This is a genomic window from Leptospira interrogans (assembly GCF_900156205.1).
Taxonomy (GTDB): Bacteria; Spirochaetota; Leptospiria; order Leptospirales; family Leptospiraceae; genus Leptospira; species Leptospira interrogans.
The window spans coordinates 152,569-173,907 of record NZ_FTNA01000006.1 but is presented as its reverse complement, the minus strand read 5'-3'; the positions used below and the strand labels follow the sequence as shown (position 1 = coordinate 173,907).

Sequence of the window (21,339 nt, the reverse complement as noted above, 5' to 3'; positions counted from 1 at the left end):
ATCTATGAGAATACAAACTTTTTTCAAAGTAATTTGTTTTGAATTATATCTTCAAAAGAATTTGAATTCTATGATATTGATTATTACAAGGACATCATCACTTTATCCAGTGATCTATTTCATATTTGGATACGATCTCTTGTAAAGAATTGATCTTTATGTTTTCCTTTCAATAAATAGAAGTTAGGCGAAAATTTTTGGTCTCAAAAAGATCTTTTTTTACCTCGATACTTTTCAACCAATGCGTTAAATGTAGAAATATATTTTTCAAGTTTAACTTTATCAATATCAGAGTTTAGTGACGGTTTCCCTTTGCCATTAACGATTATGTCTAAGATATATTCTTTATTCTGAACTATAGGGTTTTTAAGTTTTCTAAACGGTTCTAGTGACGAAGATTTAATATCTGGTCTAGCTGCTCGCAACCAAGCAATTTGTTCAGTCGTAAATAGATTAGGATCAAAGTGAAGAGACTTTAATTCTGTTATTTTTTCCAGATAAGAAATATCATTATCCTTTAGTTTTTTTAGGTTAAAATCTAAGAATTTTAGCTTTTTACAATGTACTAAAGGTGACAATGATTCTACTGTGAATTTTGTCCATACTAAGTTTCCAAAATGTATCTCTTCAATTGTTTTCGAAGATACAAAATCGGTTAGGTTATGCATACGAGAGAAATCGTCTATAGCAATTCCTTTAAGTGAAGAGTTCTTTGACATATCCCATAATCGGACTGCACGTTGGTTCCAATAGAATAATATATATTGAATATTTTCAAGTTTGCTTAAAGCAGAAAGGTCTTCGACTAATGGGCACTTCCAAAAATAAATGGCTTCGAATTGAGATGCATAATTTTCAACGAAATAATTGAAAGTATCTTGGCGCAGTCCGCTGATTTGAATTGTATTCGCTTGTGGATTGGATTTAATTGTGTCTATCCTTTCCTTTAAGATTTTACCTCCGGTAATATCGTCTTCGATTAAGTAAAGAAAGGTATCATCATTCTGATATTCTTTTTCCCAATAGTATGTTAAGGATTTGCCGTGGCTCATAAGAATCTTTTTAATGTCTATAAGTGTCAACGTTCGTCTAACGACTCAGTTTGCCAAAGTTGTATTTACGAAGTCCAGCGATAGGCTGAAGTTATACAAAGTTTTTTTACTATTTTGGTATGATAAATGTCCTTACTGATCTCTATAAAATTGAGTATCATTAATTCTATCACAAAACACTGATTCTATGCAAAAAATTAGGTACTTTATTATATAGTTATGAGTAATATTTAAAATTTTAACAATTTTTTTACTCAGTTCCTCAAATTTCTTTATTATCAATATTTTCTTTTAAAATTAAGTTTTTACAGCTCAAGTTGTGTTTCATCACATACATAAATTAAATATCTCATCTAATGTAAGTGAGGTTTTAAAGGAACATGGAACATGAAGTTAAGAGATGGAAATTTTGTAAACAAAATACGAATTTATTATTTTTAGTATATTGATGAGGTAAATTTTTTATATTAGAGTTGTTGAAAAATTCCATAGTTCAATTAACAAAATTGCTTTAATCGACCGTTTCCATGAAATAGAAACAGATGGAGAATTAATTTTTCAACTATTCTATTACATTTAAAAATGTAAAAATCTGGAACTACCTTAGTTTAAATAAGTTTTAAAATAATGGAATGAGGTATTTACTTTGATTTTGGCTCATGTTAGAGGGGAAGTGATTCTATCCCTGTTATTAGCTACTCCTTTTTCTTTGTTATTGGTATTTCTTACTTACTTATTTTCTAAGTTACTTGGAAAAATTCATCCTACTTTTTGCAAAGTTAAATTAAGAACTTATTTATATCTTTGGTTTTTGTACAACTTTTTGATCGTTGTATTTATTATTAGGAATTTTTAAATTAGAGTTGTTGAAAAATTCTATGATGGAGATTAACAAAACTGCTTTAAGTTCGTTTTCATAAAATAGAAAGAGATGGAAAATTTGTTTTAAAACTCTTTAAATGTGGGAACTACTGCATTTTTTAAAAACTTCTTCTAAGGTTGTTATAGTATGTTTAGATTAAAAATATTCATTTTACTTTGTATTTATTCTTTTTCCATTTTTGCACAATCCAAAGAGAAATGTTTATTCGGAGATTGTAAGGATGGAAGAGGTATTTTTATAGACATCCATGGAAACGAATTCGGCGGAGTTTTCGTAAACGGAAAGTTAGAAGGAGTGGGTGAAATCAAATTTAAAAACGACGGAAAATTTTCCGGCGTTTATAAAAATCCCTCATACCGTGGAAAATCTAAATTCATTGATTCAGATGGAAAAGTTGTATATGGAACCGAGTTTACGGGTGGATCTTGTGGTGACTACGGATGTGAAACTTGGACTAAATTTATATTCGATTCGAATGTGAAATGTGTTTTTCTAGGGACGTTTCAAAACGGTCAAAAAACCGGGAAAGGTAGTTATACTTGTGATAACCATGAACGTTTTGAAGGAACTTACTCAAACGATTTGGCCAATGGAATGGGAAAATTAACCTATTCCGATGGAACCATTTGGGAAGGAAAATTTAAAAACGGTCATCCGGTTCGGAAATGAAGACCGATCCTGAAGGAAGTCGTTCGATGTCGTCTAACGTTGTTTCGTTTTTGTGAACGAATTCAATCAATTACATTGAATCTCATCGAACCTGCGTTTCCAGGCCGTGTTTTCGGCTCCAGGATAGGGCCAAAAACGGTTCATTTCATCGATCGTCAAACGCACTTTCGCAGCAACGATAGAATCGGCTGCACAAATTTTGCTTAAATAGGAAAATTGACGTCCTTGAATTGCACCGCCGACATCCGCTCGATCTTCCGCGTAATTCGATGTGGCATATTCGCTCACAAAACCGTCAATGGGATTCCAAAATGGAGTTAAAAAAGGAGAGATATCACCACCCAAAGCACGAGGATTGAAGGAAGAATAATCGTAGCTTCCGTATTGAAAGGAGGGCGGGTTTAGTGATACCCATTTGGGATCCCAGTAGTATCTCATAACATCATCCATACTGTGAGTAAGTTCATGGTGTATTACCTTTGATAATCTGGCTGCACTAAAATATGTAGGATCCATAGGAGTTGTTTCTGATCTGGATTTTATCCCGTCCTGAACGTCTAAAAATATAATATTTTCACTCGGTGTTGATAGAGCTCCACAGTAACTCCCTTTTAAATGGAGATTTCGGGTAAACACGATTTTTTCTGCGCGTGCTTTGATAAAATATCCTCTTGGATACCTTGCAATTTCAGTTTCGACAAGATCTTTATAATAATTTAAGTCTTCATCAGAATAGTTAGTATCATAAGAAACGTAAGGGGATGACACCATTGTATGAGTTATGATTTGAACGTCACGATCATAGTTTTCAACGCGATCTTGAAATAATAAAAGCAAAAGAAGATCGGAGGTATTTTTATCCTCTTTTTCAGTCGAACAAGCGGACAGGAAGGTAAAAACAAACAAAAGACTTAAAACTAATTTTACTACGTTTATTCTCATGGATTTTCTCTGGATGTTTTTTATAGCATCTCAATAGAATAACGAAAAGATCGTTCATTGTGTGCCAAAGAATCCTGAGAAAGCTCGGCGAAAGAATTTAAGTTATAATAAAAACTCCGATGAACCTTTCGAAACAGTCAAAAGACCGGAAAAGGAATTTACTCAAACGACCTGGCAAATGCAAACGGAAGATTGGTCTATCCCGACAGAACCATTTTGGAAGGAAAATTTAAAAACGGTATTTTAATAAGGTCACAGAAGTTACCGCCTCATCGAGACGAAAAAAGCTCTGACAAAGAATGAATCTTAATGTGGGAACTATTGCCTTTCAGAAAAGATTTTTTAGTCGTGTACCGTTTTTTGAAAAAAACTCGTAAGAAGCGCTGACGAGGGAATTATAGTTCGGATTTTGAGTTTTACAGAAAAACCCTAAAACGTTGGAACTGCTATAAGAATTGAACAACAAGAAAGAAATTCGAAACACCATATCTTAGCAAAGAGGCGTAATCTGCGGGAACTCCAACGGCAGTTTGAAAACGATCATGAAAATTAAAAATAGAGTTTTTTTAAAAGTTATGCTATTTTTGTATTTCATATTTTCTGCATGTATTTCCGCACTTGTAGCACATCCGTGTGCCACCGAATTTAAAATAGACACGGTTGAGAAGGAAGGAGTCGGCTCTATTCAACTAACGCCTACAAATCCGAATGTTTCCGTGATTCAGCCTCAATTCGATAAGGTCGGGCAATTTTCAGAAAGCCTTGCACCCGTACGGATTGGAAACAAATGGGGATATATTGATTATACCGGAACGTTTGTAATTCTACCTCAATTTGATGATGCGAAACCTTTTTCAGAAGGTCTTGCGGCCGTTAAGGTTAAAAATAAATGGGGGTATATTGATCCTACGGGAAAAATCGTGATTCAACCTCGGTTCGATGAAACGAAATTTTTTTCACAAGGACTTGCTGCTGTGAAAGTTGGAGGTAAATGGGGATATGTTGATAAAACCGGAAAAATCGCCATTCGGCTTCGATTTAACGATGCGGATTCCTTTTCGGAGGACCTTGCGGTCGTAGAAATTAAGGGAGAAGAATATGGATATATCAATAAGTCTGGAAAAATTGTCATTCGACCTCAATTTGAAAACGTATATTCATATTCTTTAGGCTCTTTTTCGAAAGGTTTTGCCGAAGTGAGGGTGAGTTATTTCATACGGGTGCGAACGTTTTATATTAATAAATTAGGCGAACGCCAAATACCAGGTTTTATTCCTCCCAATCATTACGAATTAGAAAAAATCGTAGTTTTTCGTAATGAGAATAAATGGGGGTTTTTCAGCACAAAAGGGGAGCCGGAGATAATTTCACCACACTTCGATGCAGCACATTCACCTACAGATGGTCTTGCGCCAGTCCGTGTCGAAAACAAATGGGGATATATCGATTTTACGAAATGTTTGGAAAGCGGCGACATATCTGAAAAATAACCCGAATCATTCTAGGATAAAGGCTTAAGCGACACTCACTTCCGCCAGAATCTTTTTAATCTCGGGTAAAAGAGTCGCTACGGGATTTTCAAAGTGTAGTTCTAAGGCTTCTTGCAAATTGGATAGCGCTTCCGATTCTTCTTGGCTTGCAATATTCGCCTCTAAACACTGGGCCACTTACATTTTCTCTTCTTGCCAAACGCTTGCCGTAAAGGATTTCTTCATACTTTTAAATTGCTTCCTCATTTTCCTTGTGTCCAATTTTTTTTCGACCGCTTTTTTAGAACGATCCTATTCAAATTGTTTTAATATCCCTTTGAAGAGAATGAGGGGAACATTGGTTTTCAAAACAATAGAACAAGTCTTAAAATGAGCTCTTAGAATTTGTCCAAAACATTAGGTGATACCTCGCTTTCTAAGCTGGTCTCCGCCGGGTTAACTCAATGCCATGACTTCCTATGAATCCCCGCGGCAGGGATCAAAGCGTGGTCAAGTTATTGGCAACCTAGGTTCCAATGTTGGAGTTCCTACAAAACACAATAACTTGACCATTATAACTCGACCCACAGAGAGCCCGGTCTCGCCTGATTCCGTTCAAGCTTACTTTTTTGTAATCCGTTGGCGGGAGCCGCCCAAACTTTATTACATATTCACATTCTGTTATGAATCACTGGAAGTTTTGATCGGAATTTATCTTCCTAACTTTAAAACGAAAAAAAGATTCTCCGGTTTAAAATTCTTCATCGGAAGAATAAGTCAATATCAAAGAAGAAATCAAAGTCAATAAGAATTGCGAGAATACCCAAAGCCAAACGATTAAGTTAGGTAAAACATTCACAAAGTTTAATATAGAAATAGCAGGTCCGACGTAAGCCGCTAAAGAAAAACAAATTGCAATGATCAAACCACCTACGATTCCGGTCGGTAAAGAATCTTTTGCAAGTCGGATGATCATTCCTAAAAAGAAAACTTGGATCAGATCGGCTACGATAGGCCCTACCCATAAGATCATTCCCACAGATTGGAAAAAATTTTTATAAGTAGGGTCGTAGTAAAAACGAGAAAATAAAAGACTACGAAGAGGTACAGAGATCACTTCCCAAAAGCCGAAAGCGATAAATAATCTTAAAAGAAATTGATTCCAATCTTTCGCAGTCTTTAAACTCATTTTTATTTTCCTACGATGAAAACCACGTTAGTCGTTGCGGACCCGCCGATATTCAGCATCAGTCCATTCTTAGCGCCTTCTACTTGGTAATCTCCAGCGGTTCCAGTTACTTGTTTATAAAGATCAAGCATCATACGAACTCCAGAAGCGCCTACTGGGTGACCAACTCCGATCAATCCACCGGATGGGTTGATTGGTTTTTTGCCTTTAAAGTCAATTACACCTTCTTCGATTGCTTCGTGTTCTTTACCAGGTTGAGAAATTCCAAAAGCAGAAATAGCAGCGTATTCGGAAGAAGTAAAACAATCGTGAGTTTCAAAAACGTCGATGTCTTTGACTCCCAGCTCTGCTCTATCGTAAGCGTCTTTTACGGTTTGTCTAGTCCAAGGTAGAATGAATTTATCTCCTTTGGATTCAGCTACCTTTGCTTCAAAAGTGATCGGAGCTACTCTGTGTCCCCAGCCTTTTAATCTTGGGATTGTGTTGATCTTCTTTCCTCTTTTTTTAGCGTATTCTTCGGTGTAGGATTTGTTAGCGAGAACTACCATGGCAGCGCCGTCGGTAACTTGAGAACAATCTGTAATACAGAGCCTTCCTCCGACAGCCATGTTGTATTCTCCGCCTCTTGCGTTTGCGTGTTCCTTGTTCATAAACCAAGAACGAGTTTGTGCTTTTGGATTTCTTTTTGCGTTGTCGTAGTTGATTCTTGATATTTCGGCTAACGCTCCCATAAATCTTTGTTCTGGAAGTTTATACCTTTCGAGAATTACATCCGCGAGTTTACCGAAAAGTTTAGGAAAAGGAAATTGAACTCCTTTTGCTTCTTTTTCATAGTAGGCTGCGGTTCCTAAAAAGTCCCCACCCACGGAAGAACTTACTGTTTTCATGATCTCGATTCCGAGAACAATCGCAACGTCGTAGTCTTTTGCACGAATTTTTGTAGCCGCCGCGTCAAGTGCGATGGAACCAGAAGCGCAGGCTGCTTCAAAACGACCACCTGGAATTCCATAGAATGCGGGATCAACTTCGGTTAAGAATGCACCCAAGTGGCCTTGAGTTGCGTATTGTTCTGCGTCAAAGTTACCAACGAAAATTCCAATTCGATTTTGTTTATTCAGTTTTTTGATTTCATCGGATGTGATTCCGACAGCTTCTAATCCGTCTTGAACGGCTTCTCGCATTAAGGACATGAAGGTTTTACCTTCTTTGGTCCAGTTTCTTTGAAAGTCGGTTTGTTCTCCGCCGAGGACGTAAATCTTATCGCTCATGTTGACCCCCCTAAATTATCCTTTGAAAAGTGAACGAGCATCCAGCTTTTCTTTCAACTCGTAAAACGGCTTTCCTGGTTTCGCTTTTGCTAATACTTCAGGAACCGGAAGTTTTGCTTTTTCGATCAGTTGGATCGCGTCCTTAGGTCCGCCTAAGAAATCCACAAACGCGGAAGCGGGAGCCCAGTTGAATCCGGTTCCCATTGCGAGGTCCGCCATTTCTTTTGTGTCTACAACTTCGCCAACGATAGATAGAGAGTAACTAACGTATCTTGCGATAAAATATCTTGCAAGATCCGCTTCAAAACCTTTCGCTTCTTTTACGATGTTCATCGCGCCTGTGTAATCCGCTTCCGAAATTCTTTTATTCGCCTGACGAATAAAATCAATCTCGAACTTAGGAACCGGTTCATACAAATCAGCACCTATATTATAGACTAATTTTTCTTTTTTACCATCTGGGGTTTTGGACATCTTATAAAGTCCACCACCTGTTTTTCTTCCTAAATCGCCTTTATCAATGAGCTTCTGGAAGTAGTCTGGCATTTTAAAAGTAGAATGAGCCGCATCTTTTGTCATTTCGTAGAGATTATCTACAATCGCTTTGTGAACGTCTAATCCTACGAAATCCGCAGTATCTAGAGGAGCCATCGCTCTTCCGGTGTAACCACTCATGATCGCGTCCATCAGAGCAATTCCACCTTTATCGGAATATTTTTCAGCGATCTGTGCAACCTCGTTGATGAGCTGGAAACCGATTCTGTTTCCTGCAAATGCAGGAGTATCATTCGTATAAACGACCGCACGTCCTAAAACTTTTTCTAAGTATTCGCCGAGTTGTTTGAGAACTTTTTTATCCGAACCTTTGTGAGAAACGAGTTCACAAAGAATCATTTTGTAAGGAGGATTAAAGAAGTGAGTTCCGAAATAATGTTTTTGTCCGTCTTCGTCAAAAGCTTTAGAAAGTCTTTCGATAGAAAGACCGGATGATACGGTGGAAACGATGGTTCCCGGTCTTCTTGAGCTTGCGATTCTTTTGTTGATTGGTTCTTTTACTTCGTAACTTTCTGCAACGAGTTCGAAAACCCAATCGGATTCTGAAACTGCTTTTTCTAAATCCGCATCATACGAACCTGGAATCAGTCTGGGACGGATTGTATCTGTTTTAACCGAGCCGATTGCTTTTTCGATACCTTCTTTCGCTTTGTTTGTGTCCCTAGCGAGCATGTGAACTTTTGCCTTTCCGAATGAGGCAACAATTGCCGCAGATCCGGCGCCCATGGTACCGTTCGCGCCCAATACTGTTACTGTTTTGATTTCTCTCATGAAACTATACCAATTCTTGGATTTCCCAATGGAATAGGACTTGTTTAAAACAGCCAGGTGGGGAGGAAAGTTTTTTTCATCACTGGACGGATAGAGAATTTAAAAAACAGAACGAATGTTCTGTTTTAAAAGATTACGAAAGGCTAAAAAACCAGATTTGTGATTTGTTTGTTCATCACGAAAAATCAGATGGAAGCGATTAGAGATAAAGTCGGTTGAGTTTCGAAACTACTTTTCGGATCATTCGCATTTAAAATCTTATTTTTTTAAACCGATTTTTTATGGATTCCATTCTAATGATTACGTATGAAAATTTTGTTCATATCGGGAAGTATTCGATTCGAATCCAATGCCTCGGCCCTTCTTAGAGCTATTGCCAAAACGGCGCCATCCGAGATGGAGATTATCACCTTTTCAGAATTAGGTGATCTTCCTCATTTTAGCCCCGACCGGGATGGGAGAATTCCCCAGAATCCGTAAAAAAATATCGCGAGGTATTAAGGATTGTAGACGGCGTTTTGATCTGTACTCCGGAATACGCACACAACATGCCGGGGGTCTTGAAAAATTCATTGGATTGGGTGGTCGGTTCGGGAGAATACGTGAATAAACCCGTTATGGCTACTCAGTTCTTCTCCTTCATATATGGGAGGAGAAAAGGCTCTTCAGTCTCTGCTTACCACGCTGCGCGCGATGAATGCAGCCGTAGTCTGTTCGTTTCCGATTCCGTTTTCCAGAAGAAAGCTTAATGATAAAGATGAATGGACCGAAGGAGATATGCGTAGAAAAATCTCGGACGCGTTAGTCGTCTTTTCGGATGCAATTCGTATGTATAGAGAAAGATAGAATCGCTTGGGTTTTCTAGTTCGAATAAAGAGTAAGATCAAATCCAAAATACCCACGATAGCAAAAATCTGCCTCTTGAGTAAAGATATAGTATTTTTGAGATGGGTTCTAATAAGCTTGGATATTTTCGGTTCGTTTTTTAGATAAAAATTTAATTCATCTTCCTTATTTCGCCTAACGCTGATTTATGAGTTATTACCTCACTCTTAAAGTGAGGTAATTGAAACATCCAAGAATTGCCGAAAATGATCGTAGCTTTATAAAGCTGGTTGTGCGTTGAAAAGCTGATAACGAATAGCTAGGAAAAACTATAGATAGTAGTTACCAAAATTTCCACCATGGTTTTTTTGAAATATAAAGGTTTGCGGGTGCTGTGAAAATAGCACCTGACTGTGGGTCTATGCCCACTAAACCATACTTTGTAGCTAACTGGATAATTAAGTTGGATATTTCTTCAGCGCGGGAGAAGGACATCGAAATTATGACATGTCCTTCGGAGATGTCGAAGTCGTTACTCCAAGGGCAATTGTCAATGTCATCTTCAGGCCAATCATTGAGTTGAGGATAAGTCTTTGTCAAGTCCTGTACAAAGTTCTTAACTTTTAGATTTGGTTCGATGTAAGTGGTCAAGTCGTTCTGTTCACAGAATGCGATGTACCGATCCATCGCCATAGAATCAGATTGAGGATGTTCAGTATAGAAAACGCCTAGGTCGTAACTCATATTTGATCATAAGGCAGTAGAAGTGAACCAGAGACAAGTAAAAAACTATGAAATAGCCGCACAAGTGGACAATTGTCTTAAAACCATTCACATTCCGGATTGGGTTTAGATCATACTTGTTTTGGATTACATAACCAATCTTGCATATAATAATTCAATTTCGTAGGGATTTATGAACTTGGTATAAGATTGAAAAGTAGGCTATTGAACTACAATCTATAAATGGTCTGAAATATTTTAAAATTAGAATTCATTTTTTAAGGTGACACATCTATCTGTAGCTACTGATTGACTATCATAGATACAAATTGCTTTTTGAGTATTTTCAATTCCTGTAATCATGATTTTATGAATGGACTTTAAAAATGTAGGTACATGCCCATTTTCATATACTTATTCTAATAATAGAAAGTCAAGGAGAGCTTAAAATATGAATTTCCAAAAATTGATACGATCGTTTTATCGAATGCTTTTCTCTAACGAGTTCATATTGGATGATAAAAAAATGCGAAAAAATATTTACGGCTCCGGTTGGGAGCGCCATATCAGAGCTTGTCCCAAAACCGTCCAATGCGAGAACTACTACGTTTTTAAACGATGAGAAAAATCACCCAAAATCATAAATAACTTTGAAGGAACATAATTTACGAAAACTCCCATATTTTTTCTTTTGAGATTTTACCCAGAAATATATAACACGGTATTTAATATTTTGTTCAGAAACAGGACTTTGTAATTAAAATTTACAGTATTTAATTTTATAGGGATCAATAGAACAATAAACTTTTGAGTTTCATAAAATGAAAAGTTAATATATCTTTCTGAATTTGAGTACATCTAAAATACGATCTGCCTTTTTTGCAATGGTTATAAAATCAGTATAGATGTTTGGTTTAAAAGTCCTAAGTTAAATTGATTTTTTGAAAGATTTCATAGTTTAAAATTAACAAAACTGCTTCAATCGCTCATTTCGATAAAACAAATAGAGAAGTAATTTTTCAAAACCCTAATATATTATTACTTAGTTTTTACTCAGGACTAAGTAATAGAGTCTCTATATTCGAATTGATTTTAGGAACATGAAAATGGTACTAAAAATAACGGTGATTTTGTAAAAGTTATATTTTACTAAATCAATCTAATAGAGTTGTTGAAAAATTCCATAGTTCAATTAACAAAATTGCTTTAATCGACCGTTTCCATGAAATAGAAACAGATAGAGAATTAATTTTTCAACTATTCTAATATAAATTTATTAATCTTTATATAATAGAATTATTATTATAATTATTTTCTTAAATAGAGATATGCTGAGAGGTTTAGGTACCTATTCTATAAAAATCTGCAGAAAATGCTTATTTGTCAAACATGTGCAAAAAAGTATTCATTCCTTTGTTCTTCTTCTCTAAGGAGACTTTAATGTTGAAATACATATTCAAAACAATATATTCCTATTCTTTTATATTAATGGTCACATTTTTTGTGGGATGTGGGGGAGAAAATTCAAATTCGTTTGGAATTTCTTCTTTAAAAAATTCATTTTTGAATTTGATCGATTCACACTCGAACAATTTGACTGCGATTCCTTCTGGAGGACTTTACGTTTTTGTAACTAGTTATACGAATAGTACCTCGGTTTTACCTCTTACTCACAATGGAAACTTCACGGGCATTTCCGGCGCAGATGCTTATTGTAATTCTCATATTCCTTCTAGTCTTTCCGGGACAGGGTCTTATAAGGCGATGCTTGTAGATGGTGTCAATCGTGTTGCTACTACGGTCGGACCTAATTCTTCGTCAGGACAAAAGGATTGGGTCTTTATAAAAAATACTTCGTATTACAGACCGGATGGAAAGATGCTATTTACTACGAACGATGCGGGGCTCTTTGATTTTTCGACTGGAAGTCTGAGTTATGCGTTCGCTGATTCTTTTTACCTCTGGGATTTTGGAATTTGGACTGGACTTCAGTCCAATTGGAAAACGGTTCCATCTACACAACTTTGTTCTTCTGGATCGCAGCCTTGGACAAACGGAAATGCGTCTGTTCAAGGAGGGATTGGATATGCAAATTACAAAACAGGGACTTCTATTTCAGCGGGTTCTATTCCTTGTCAATGGAAAGAAACCCAAGACCCAAGTTCTCAAGGAAGTATGGAGATGGGGATCCTTTGTGTACAAGAAAAACCTGTTACATTAAAAGCAAAGATCGGTTTTTTAGAGGATTCGCAGTGTTATGATAATAATGCTCAAGGTTCTCCTTTTACGATCCCTTGGAAACAATGCCACGAGTTTAAACGTCATTTTGATCCCGCGACCGGAGTTGCCGTTTCGAGTGACGTTGCAAGCCCTGGAAGTTACAGACCGGTTCCCGGTCAGGTTCATTTGAATTTTTTCAACAGCACTCAGACAAACCCAGTGGGTTGTTACGTATCCAATTTACAAAGTAGTCTGGATGGAAATATAAACGTTTCTCAGATAAACGCCTGTTTGAAGACCACCCCCGCTCCGGATCGGGTTCGAATTACAGTTGTGCTGGATTACAAAACAAATCTTGTATATAACAATTCGATCGGTACGATCCGTAGCGTTTGGGAGAAGACAACGATTTCAGCCCTCAATTATTTGCCATACGACCAGAGTAAATTTTTCCAGACTTTATTCGTAGATCCAAATACACAAAAGAGCCAGGTGGAGCCTTACTTTGAAGTAGTGTTGCCCTTGAGTGAATATTGGAATGCAACTACGAAAACGTACGACTTCGGAACCGTGAATCTTTTGAGTTCAATCCCCACAAGCCTCATGAACAGTATGAAGTTGACCCTTGCGAGTTGGCAGGGAGTGGTGGAATTTCATAATCGAATGGAAGCTCCCTCCGAATCCGTGGAAAAGATTCACTTTGATATGTTTATCAACAATCCAGCTCGCAATTGTGTAACTTGTTACACAATCAATTTTAATGGCACATACGGTTCCGGAGCCTATCCTGGAAATCTTTCCTTGAGCGCGCCACAGGCAGATATTACTATCTCATCAGAACTTTCGGTTGATATTCCTTTGGGTCATGAATTTGGTCATACCATAGTACAATCTGCGGCTCCTTGGACATTAACTACGACTAATAATTGGGCGGGACAGTTTAGAGATTCTAATAACCAAAACTATGGACGGGCGCACAATCTGTATGAATACCAAGATATGAGTATGGCGCTGACGGAAGGGATTGTGAATCCTATCGGTAGATATTTGATCAGCGGAAATCGGGGGAACTGGGTGCAAGGAAACTACTATTTGGGTACATACCAAAATGGTTGGCAATTGGATCCGATCGTGGACCAGACTTATTCCGATTACCAAAGGTTTCGGTACGAAATGTGGGTCCGAGGAATCTCAGAAAATTCTCCGGAGTGGAACTCCAGGTTGCAAAATATCCAAAGCATCAATTCTACTTTTACGGATCGTAACACAAACTCGAATAATGAGTATCGTTATGATGGCTTTGTTCACTATCTGTTGCAAGTGCCTCCGTATCATGTGGATAGTTATTACGCAACGGGAAACTATGCTCCGTATGTAAATCAATTTGAATATCGATACGATCAGATGAAGTTGCTGGGAGAAATATTGGACGGTGGGCCGGTCAATTTTAAGTGGGTCTTTTATGGAGACGTGGTTCATCCTAAGAATTCTCGAGTGAGTTTGAAAGATTTGTTAACCACTTTGAACGAACTCTACGACGGTTCTCCTCTTCCTGCGAACGGAAGTCCAGAGTTCAACGACAAATACCTTTCGATCAAAAGTCCGTTTTCTCCTCAATCTCTGGGATGGAAACTGATTCAGAAAGGACTTATTTCCAAGAGCGAAGTGGATAATTTATTTCGTGCGGTGGGAATGGATCAACTCGCAAACATCTGCGGTTATCCTTGGGCTTTACCAGATTGTCAGTGAGATACGTAGAATCTTTCTAGTTTAAACGATCGATCGCGAGATATTACGATTATTCTCGCGATCGTCAATAGAGTTGTTGAAAAATTCTATAATGGAAGATTAGCAAAATTGTTTTAATACAACGGAAACAGATGAAGGATTAATTTTTCAAAAATTCTAATAATCAATTTTGATTTTTAAAAGTATTTCAAGTTTTTCTAAAATAATGTGAGTTTGGCGTAAGAAAGAATTTTCTAAAAGTATGAGTTCTTACAATTTTAGAATTTGTTTTTAAAATCGTGATTTGTAGTAGTTCCCGCATTTTACAGACAAAACTAAGTTTTGTGAAAATTCTCCCCCAATTGAATACTGCAGATTCAATTGTTATAAACTTCTATTTTGAGCGTGTTCCAAAACCGTCCAATGTAGGATCTACTACGAAAATTTAACGAGATTAGAACTACTAGAAAGTTTGTAAATTGCCAAATACGGCTGAATCTGTAAGAACTACTGCATTTTATTAAAAATTTCTAAAAAATTATCGTGTAAAATTTTTTAAGATTTTGGGACACACACTTTATAAATTGTGGTAGTTCCCACATTTAAAAAATTGATCTGTAAAGTTCAGACCAACTTTTTTCAGAACCATGGGTTTCTTATATCGAACTCACGTTAAAATATTATTTTATAAAAAATGAATTTTTTCTTTGCTTTTTCGTAAGAAACCTATTCTCCAAATTATTTGTATGTTTGAAGTAGTTTATTATAAATTTCTAAATTTTCAAAATCAAAACAAACAAAAAATACAGTTTGGATTTGATTGTCTTGTTTTAGAAATTTCGTAACACTTTGAATTGCAATCTTTGCGGCGCGTTCTTTGGGAAAATGATAAATACCTGTGCTGATATTTGGAAATGCGATTGTTTTTAAAGAATGATTTTTTGCTAAAAGAAGACTATTTTTATAAGCGTTAGAAAGTAGTTCATCTTCGTTTTTATTTCCACCGCTCCAAATAGGTCCAACCGTATGAATTATAAATTTTGCATTTAATCTTCCAGCGGTTGTAATAACTGCTTCTCCGACTTTGCATTCTCCTTGTTTTTCTCGGATTTTATAACATTCTTCTAAAATTTCCGGTCCACCTGCTCTATGAATTGCACCATCAACTCCACCACCACCTAACAAAGAACTATTGGCCGCGTTTACGATCGCGTCTACTTCGAGTTGGGTGATATCTTCTTTGATTAATTTAATTTTATTATTCACTTTTAAAAATTAATTCTATGTTTTCTTTTATAGAGAATTTGTTCCAAGCTTCTGTAAAATCTTAAAAGAATCAGAATTTTAAAAATATAACTTTGGGACTGTCTCAAAAGTTAAAAATTTTCTCCTTTATAAAATTATTTCAAGAAATTTACAGTGTATTCCAAAACTAAACGGGGCTTATATAAACATTACTACAGAATTTAAAATATAGGAATTTATTATTTCCGTATCTATTTAGAATTTACTTAAGTAAATTTACACTTAAAATTGCTAATTCTTCAACTACTCAAAATTACATAATAAAGTACTCAATAACTTACACTTTAATAATGCAAGTTCTGCAAAAGAACATCTGGGCAAATCTGGCATTGCTGGACGTGCTTTCAGCTTCAGTCAATAAATTGCATGAAAGAAAAGTTATACGATATTTCGTTTTGAGTTACAATTTAGAACGCGATCCGTCGAACGATCCATGGAAAGTGAGACGTTGAGTTACTTCGAGCGCTCATAGAAGAGAGACGCTTTCGTATTGAATTCTATCAAACTTACATGAAGTGACACTTTGTAATAAACATTAGAAATTAGTAATTGGATTCGGGAATACTTACGTTGATGGTTTTTAGAATTGGGAAGTTTCAATTTTAAATTCGAATTGCGAAATTTATTCCATACTTCAAGGTCAGAGTTTGAAAGTTATTGACTATTCTGGTTGTTACGAAACTTACTCTGTTCTAATTGATGAGAAAGAAGAAAGTTTTCCAAAAAGATTTTTATTCTTTTAAAAAGAGATTTTAAATATCTTCTTTTATGAAGCGTTTGGATAAAAAAGTCAGGAATCTTGCATCTATGAGTTTCGGAAAAAAACAAATGGTACGAACCAACTTTCAATACCATTTTTATACGTCCGAATAGTAAAAACTATCAATAACTATTGAAGAATGATCTGATCAACTTTATTCTTTCTGTATTTAACAAATGTGTTTCCGTTTTGAGAATATCCAAAATACGGTCCACTTTTTTGGAATTGTTTACCGAAAACTTTTTCGGCGGTTCCTCGATCTGAACCAATAACCACACCCTTGTCGATACCAGGACTATTGTCTCCATACGCATTGACTTGAAGAACCGAACCAATATTTAATAAAAAGGAAGTTTCTTTGTTACTATAAATATAAAATTCATTTCCGGAAGATTTATCGATTTGGATCTTATCCGGTTGCCCCCATAATTTTAGTAGATCTTCTAGTTTATCACCAGGGCCAACCCCACCAATCTTGAAAACATTTTGTTTTGTATTTTGCGATGGTTCTGGTAGATCGATTCCTTGAAGATTTGCGAGATATTTAGCCCAACCAGAAAAAGAATCATAATTTTCTAAATAATATGAAGCTAATTGTTTCGTTTTCGGAGTTTTTTCTTTGTAAGATTCTAAAAGAACGTAATTTAAAATAGGAGTAAAGTTTTCGTAAACATAATCCGGATCTAATTGTATTTTTTGATGAATTGAATTTCCGATTCCTTGTAAGTAAGCCTGAACGTCGGGACTCGATTTAGATTTTTCACTGAAATTTTGTACTCTTTTATCTACCATGTTTGCGACCGATTTGAAAATTTCCATGGCCTTTTCCTCATCGTTGGTCCAATACAAAACCACGCCGAAATTGTTTGCCAGAGGAATAGAATTTTCAGCTCTTACAGTGCTTCCTGCAAGAGACTTTGCGACGTTCATGTCGTTTTCTTCAGTGGAATAAGCAAGAAGGACTGCATAGTTTGAAATAAAGTAGGGGTCTTCTGTTTTTATAATTACCTTTTGATAAGCTTCTTTCGCTTTTGTATAAGCGGCTTGATTGCCAGGGGTTGTTCGCATAACGACCCTTTTGCGAAGTCCGCCTGGAAATAACATTGAATCCCGAAAAGAAGGCATATCGATAACCGGTTTAATTTTTAAATCTTCGTTGCTTGCGGTTGACATCCAAATTTTATGAAGACAAATTGCATAAGATTTTTCTAAATGAGTATTACCAGGAAATTTAGAAAGTGCCTTTTCTAAATTAGATTTAGCCAGATCTAGATTTTTACCGAATTGAATATCATCAAAGGTTTTTTCCAATGTAGCAAGTAAAGAATAGAGTTCTTGTTTGTCGCTATTGAATCTAGAAAGTCTATCGTTTGGAGAAGGATGACTCGTAAAATACAAAGAAGTCATAGATTCTGGACTGGTTTTATCTAATTTTTTTTTCGCGATATATTCTTTATATTGATTATCTATATCGCTCATCAATTCCAAGGTACGAATCATATATTCGCCACCATAACCCGCTTTGTTTAAAAGTTGAAATCCGGTTTGATCTGCGTCTACTTCCTGATCCTGGGAGAATTTAATATTTTCTAATATAACTTCTCCGGTTGGATTTCCCTTCAATTGATAGAATTTTTTTACGGAATTAAAAGTGTGTTTGTTATAATAATGCGAAAGTTCGTGAGACAAAACGCCCGCAATATATCTTTCTCTATAAAAATTCAGTTTATCTTTTACGTCTGGTTCTGAGTTTGCAATTACTTGGTCTAAAATATCTAAAGTGCCTGAATTGATACAGAACTGTCCGCCCGCCATAGCGAAAGCGTTAAAAGAGTTGTCTTGAATTAAATTATAAACGATCGGAAAAGTAGGATTTCCTGAAGAATCAGCCAATTTACGGAACGCCGAATCGATGGGTTTTTTCCAGTGATTATGATCTTTGAGAACTTTTCTAGATTTAAGAATTGTTCCGTATTGATAGGCGCTTTGACGAACGATTTGAGCATACAACTCGGCGTCGAAATCAATCGTATTATTTTTTTGAGCGTTGATAGGAAAATAAATTGATAATGTTCCAGCGAAAAGGATGAATTTGAAAAACCTTTGCATTTTGTTGCAACCTTTAAAAAAAATATCGATTGGGATAATATAAGATGATTAAAAAAATTTCATTGTCAAGCTTGATTCAATTCTATTTTTTTTCATAGAAAAATCATGTGTAACTTTTAACTACTACATTCATTTATCCAAAGTTAAAAAAATGCGGACTTAAAAATAAAGTTTCTTAATTCTCTTCGGAAAAAGTATTTAGGTCAAATAAAGTACAATACGAATCTTCTTTCATTCCTAAAAAGATGAGCAAACACAGATTCGATTTTCTAACCTTCATTTTTAAGAAGACGAATTTTTTCTCTAAATTGTGATCCGGCGAATTTTATTTTCTGTTTGGAGATGAACAAATCCTATTTGTTCTGTCTTCGGAATATTTCGTCTAAAAACTTTTTCGTTTTAAAATAAGCTCTATGATTGAATTTTTATTTTGAAAAATTTTTTCTTCAAATATTTAAATTCCCAAAAGTTAGAAAATAAATTTTTTTAAAATTTTTGGAATTGGAAAATATACAAAGAATATCTACGTCACTAAAATCATTTACGAGAAAGGTTATAGATCAATCTTCTTCGGGTAGTAAAGGAGAAATGAAATACGCAATGAATTCCAATTTACCAGTAGTTCCAGATTTTTGATAAATAGAAAATGTTTGGTTCTCGATTGTTTTTAAACTTTTTCCTCGAATAGCAGCAATTTGGTGATTAGACATACCCCTTAGAAGTAAGAGTGCAATTTCTTTTTCTTTATCGGAGAGGTCCCATTCTTCCAATTGTCTTTGAAGAGACTCCCAGAAAGATTGATTGGTTTGAACTAAAAATTGATTTTTATTTTTGAGTCCTTCGATCATTATTTTAGCAGATTCAATATCCGTTTTTGTGTTTCTAATTTCTTGAAATAAAAAATAAATTCCTATAATAGATAACAGACCGAATGCTGCTTCGATCGTAGTAAAATAAGCCTGAGATCTTTCTATCCAATTAATATCAAATGCGAAGGTTAAAACTTCTTCAATGATCCAAAGTAAAATTAAAAAGATATACATCGAAAAAAAATAAAATCGTCTTTCTTGTGGAAACCAAAATTTCATTTTTACCTTCTAAAGAAAATTTTATTCATACAATTGTTGAATAGAGCCTAAAATTTTTAATAGTAGATTCAATTGTAAATGATTTGATAGAAATTCTATAAAATGAATTTTTAATATACCTGCATTTTTCTCGTTTAAGTTTCATTCGTGTATTTTTTGTAAAAGATTGTTATTTTTCAGATTTTATAAAAATTCGTTTCTAAAGTTTAAAACTCGTTTACAAAAAATTTCTTACTGATCCCTACAAAACTGAATAACTTGAGTTTTTATCCCAAAACTTTATTTCCGAACGAAATATTTAGGTATTCTAATTATATCGTTTGTAAGTAATTTCACGATGAATCTTAAATTTAAAACTTGTAACTAAATAAAAAATTTTCATATCTAAAAGTCAAGCTCTATCGAGACTACTTAAAATTCTTAGGTAAAAACCACTAACAGTAAAATTGTTTCTGAGTAGTTTCCGCAACTACTGTTTACACCTATTGTATTGAATTTGGAAGTTGATACAATAAACGGATGTTGAAGGAAGAATATAATGAAACTTTTAAGTTCGATTCTAAATAAGTTTAGAAAAAACTTTTGTAAAAAAGATAACATAAAGTATATCCATTTTGTTTTCGGGACGAGTTTATTTTTTACGATGTGTGCTTTTCCGCAAGAAAGATCCGTTTCTTACCATCCTACAGACTACGTTTATAAGGATGACTTACAAGGTCTGCAAAATTGTCTTCGTTTGGGAAGGGGAGTCGATCAAAGAGATCCGTTTTTTAAAAATTACACCCCTCTTATGATCGCAGCAAAGGAAGGAGAATACTTAATTTCGGAATATTTAATTAGACACGGAGCAGACGTAAATGCAAGAACAAGAGACGGGCATACAGCGTTGATGATGGCTACTTTTAACCGTTATCCGGAGATTGTAAAGCGTTCGGGTGCGGATGTGCATACAATGACCTTACAAGGTCATACGGCTTGGTCTGAATCTACATTAGAAGATCGTAAAATTATTCAAGAACTTCTTATTAAAGCCGGTGCAGGTACGAAATGATGAAATACACACGTTATTTTTTACCGATAATTTTCGTATTTTTTTTAGAGTATTGTAAGATCGATACTTCCGGCTGTGAAAAGAATTGTGAGGCTCAATTGTCCATTTGTCTTCTCGCTGCAATCAATTCAGAATCTTCTGCTGTTCCTTTTCTCTGTTATCAAGTATGTGATACTTGTAAGGATAATTGTAGATTAAAAACTTCTTCAGGAAGTGGTAGTGGGTCTAATCGGGGTAGTGGAACACGGACAAGCGGAGGAAGTTCTTCGAATGGCAGTAACGGTGGCGGAACTGGACATGGGGGAGCTCACAGTATTTATGAAGATTTTACATTTTAAAAAAATGTAAAAGGCCTTTTATAATAAGGTCCGAATAAGAGTGGATTTAAGATCAAATTTTTGTATGAATTTCCGTTTTATTGAATGACATTAGTCAATAAATAAATTCATCAAGTAAGATACTTAAAAATGATTCTGAAATTTACGTTCATTACAAAAAGAAAGCTTTGATTTATCACTGATAAAGATGATTTTGTTATAAGATCGAAAATATTGTTTTAAAGGGTTTTGACGGAATGGGTTTTTCTAAACAATCCCGATCAAAATAAAAAGGGATTTTTAAAAGAACAACTTTAAATTTGTTTTAAATGGGATGGTATCTTTTTAACGAATTCCGTCCTATTATTTTAGAAGAAAATAATACTTTAAATATTTCTTCTAAGCGGAGTTAAAA

General features: G+C 35.2%; 18 protein-coding genes and 1 pseudogene. 8 read left to right on the top strand and 11 right to left on the bottom strand.

From position 1 onward, the window contains the following. Positions 1–203 precede the first annotated feature (203 nt). The gene (locus BW942_RS07440) at positions 204–1,052 is read right to left on the bottom strand and encodes an internalin (RefSeq protein WP_000017970.1); all 849 of its coding nucleotides are present in this window, start codon (positions 1,050–1,052) and stop codon (positions 204–206) included. Between the two features lie 646 nt (positions 1,053–1,698). Here BW942_RS07440 and BW942_RS07435 point away from each other — a divergent pair. Next, positions 1,699–1,908, top strand: coding sequence for a hypothetical protein (locus BW942_RS07435; RefSeq protein ID WP_000599286.1), 210 nt, complete (start codon positions 1,699–1,701; stop codon positions 1,906–1,908). Positions 1,909–2,061: 153 nt separating this feature from the next. Then, complete coding sequence (locus tag BW942_RS07430) at positions 2,062–2,604, top strand: MORN repeat-containing protein (protein ID WP_000489169.1); 543 nt, start codon at positions 2,062–2,064, stop codon at positions 2,602–2,604. Positions 2,605–2,670: 66 nt separating this feature from the next. Here the strand turns inward: BW942_RS07430 and BW942_RS07425 are convergent, their stop codons facing one another. Beyond that, on the bottom strand, positions 2,671–3,546 hold the full coding sequence (locus BW942_RS07425) for an LIC13305 family lipoprotein (protein WP_001222431.1): 876 nt from the start codon (positions 3,544–3,546) through the stop codon (positions 2,671–2,673). A 61-nt stretch (positions 3,547–3,607) separates the two neighbouring features. Between BW942_RS07425 and BW942_RS07420 the strand changes: the two genes are divergently transcribed. Beyond that, positions 3,608–3,793, top strand: coding sequence for a hypothetical protein (locus tag BW942_RS07420; protein ID WP_001125657.1), 186 nt, complete (start codon positions 3,608–3,610; stop codon positions 3,791–3,793). 295 nt (positions 3,794–4,088) lie between these two features. Further along, positions 4,089–5,036 (top strand): WG repeat-containing protein, encoded by a 948-nt coding sequence (locus BW942_RS07415; RefSeq protein ID WP_000694947.1) that lies wholly within the window; start codon positions 4,089–4,091, stop codon positions 5,034–5,036. Between the two features lie 24 nt (positions 5,037–5,060). Here the strand turns inward: BW942_RS07415 and BW942_RS07410 are convergent, their stop codons facing one another. From BW942_RS07410 to BW942_RS07395, 4 genes are all read right to left on the bottom strand, one after another. Beyond that, positions 5,061–5,213 (bottom strand): hypothetical protein, encoded by a 153-nt coding sequence (locus tag BW942_RS07410; RefSeq protein WP_000035982.1) that lies wholly within the window; start codon positions 5,211–5,213, stop codon positions 5,061–5,063. Positions 5,214–5,766: 553 nt separating this feature from the next. After that, the gene (locus BW942_RS07405) at positions 5,767–6,204 is read right to left on the bottom strand and encodes a hypothetical protein (protein ID WP_000054119.1); all 438 of its coding nucleotides are present in this window, start codon (positions 6,202–6,204) and stop codon (positions 5,767–5,769) included. Between the two features lie 2 nt (positions 6,205–6,206). After that, entirely contained in the window at positions 6,207–7,472 is a 1,266-nt protein-coding gene (locus BW942_RS07400) for an acetyl-CoA acetyltransferase (RefSeq protein WP_001280808.1), read from the bottom strand. Between the two features lie 15 nt (positions 7,473–7,487). Then, positions 7,488–8,798 carry a 3-hydroxyacyl-CoA dehydrogenase family protein gene (locus BW942_RS07395; protein ID WP_001206943.1) on the bottom strand — a complete coding sequence of 437 codons (1,311 nt, stop codon included), beginning with the start codon at positions 8,796–8,798 and terminating at the stop codon, positions 7,488–7,490. A 306-nt stretch (positions 8,799–9,104) separates the two neighbouring features. Here BW942_RS07395 and BW942_RS22070 point away from each other — a divergent pair. Next, a pseudogene (locus BW942_RS22070) lies at positions 9,105–9,644 on the top strand (NADPH-dependent FMN reductase). Between the two features lie 321 nt (positions 9,645–9,965). Here BW942_RS22070 and BW942_RS07380 read toward each other — a convergent pair. After that, positions 9,966–10,367 carry a hypothetical protein gene (locus BW942_RS07380; RefSeq protein ID WP_000119461.1) on the bottom strand — a complete coding sequence of 134 codons (402 nt, stop codon included), beginning with the start codon at positions 10,365–10,367 and terminating at the stop codon, positions 9,966–9,968. A gap of 1,419 nt (positions 10,368–11,786) precedes the next feature. Between BW942_RS07380 and BW942_RS07375 the strand changes: the two genes are divergently transcribed. Continuing rightward, positions 11,787–14,315, top strand: a complete 2,529-nt coding sequence (locus BW942_RS07375) for a DUF1554 domain-containing protein (protein WP_000922377.1) — start codon at positions 11,787–11,789, stop codon at positions 14,313–14,315. Positions 14,316–15,032: 717 nt separating this feature from the next. Here BW942_RS07375 and BW942_RS07365 read toward each other — a convergent pair. The 4 genes from BW942_RS07365 to BW942_RS07350 all read right to left on the bottom strand — a co-directional run bounded on the left by BW942_RS07365 (position 15,033) and on the right by BW942_RS07350 (position 19,556). Beyond that, positions 15,033–15,560 carry an O-acetyl-ADP-ribose deacetylase gene (locus tag BW942_RS07365; protein ID WP_001060301.1) on the bottom strand — a complete coding sequence of 176 codons (528 nt, stop codon included), beginning with the start codon at positions 15,558–15,560 and terminating at the stop codon, positions 15,033–15,035. Between the two features lie 693 nt (positions 15,561–16,253). Continuing rightward, a complete protein-coding gene (locus tag BW942_RS07360; protein WP_000243415.1) occupies positions 16,254–16,454 on the bottom strand; it encodes a hypothetical protein in 201 nt (66 codons plus the stop codon). Between the two features lie 34 nt (positions 16,455–16,488). After that, the gene (locus BW942_RS07355) at positions 16,489–18,468 is read right to left on the bottom strand and encodes a M48 family metallopeptidase (RefSeq protein ID WP_001188705.1); all 1,980 of its coding nucleotides are present in this window, start codon (positions 18,466–18,468) and stop codon (positions 16,489–16,491) included. 560 nt (positions 18,469–19,028) lie between these two features. Then, on the bottom strand, positions 19,029–19,556 hold the full coding sequence (locus tag BW942_RS07350) for a helix-turn-helix transcriptional regulator (RefSeq protein ID WP_000674089.1): 528 nt from the start codon (positions 19,554–19,556) through the stop codon (positions 19,029–19,031). A gap of 538 nt (positions 19,557–20,094) precedes the next feature. Between BW942_RS07350 and BW942_RS07345 the strand changes: the two genes are divergently transcribed. Continuing rightward, positions 20,095–20,607, top strand: a complete 513-nt coding sequence (locus BW942_RS07345; protein WP_000771927.1) for an ankyrin repeat domain-containing protein — start codon at positions 20,095–20,097, stop codon at positions 20,605–20,607. Beyond that, positions 20,607–20,945: a hypothetical protein gene (locus tag BW942_RS07340; RefSeq protein WP_000878047.1), complete on the top strand. Its 339-nt coding sequence runs from the start codon at positions 20,607–20,609 to the stop codon at positions 20,943–20,945. Before BW942_RS07345 ends, BW942_RS07340 begins: the two co-directional genes overlap by 1 nt. The last annotated feature ends 394 nt before the right edge of the window (positions 20,946–21,339 follow it).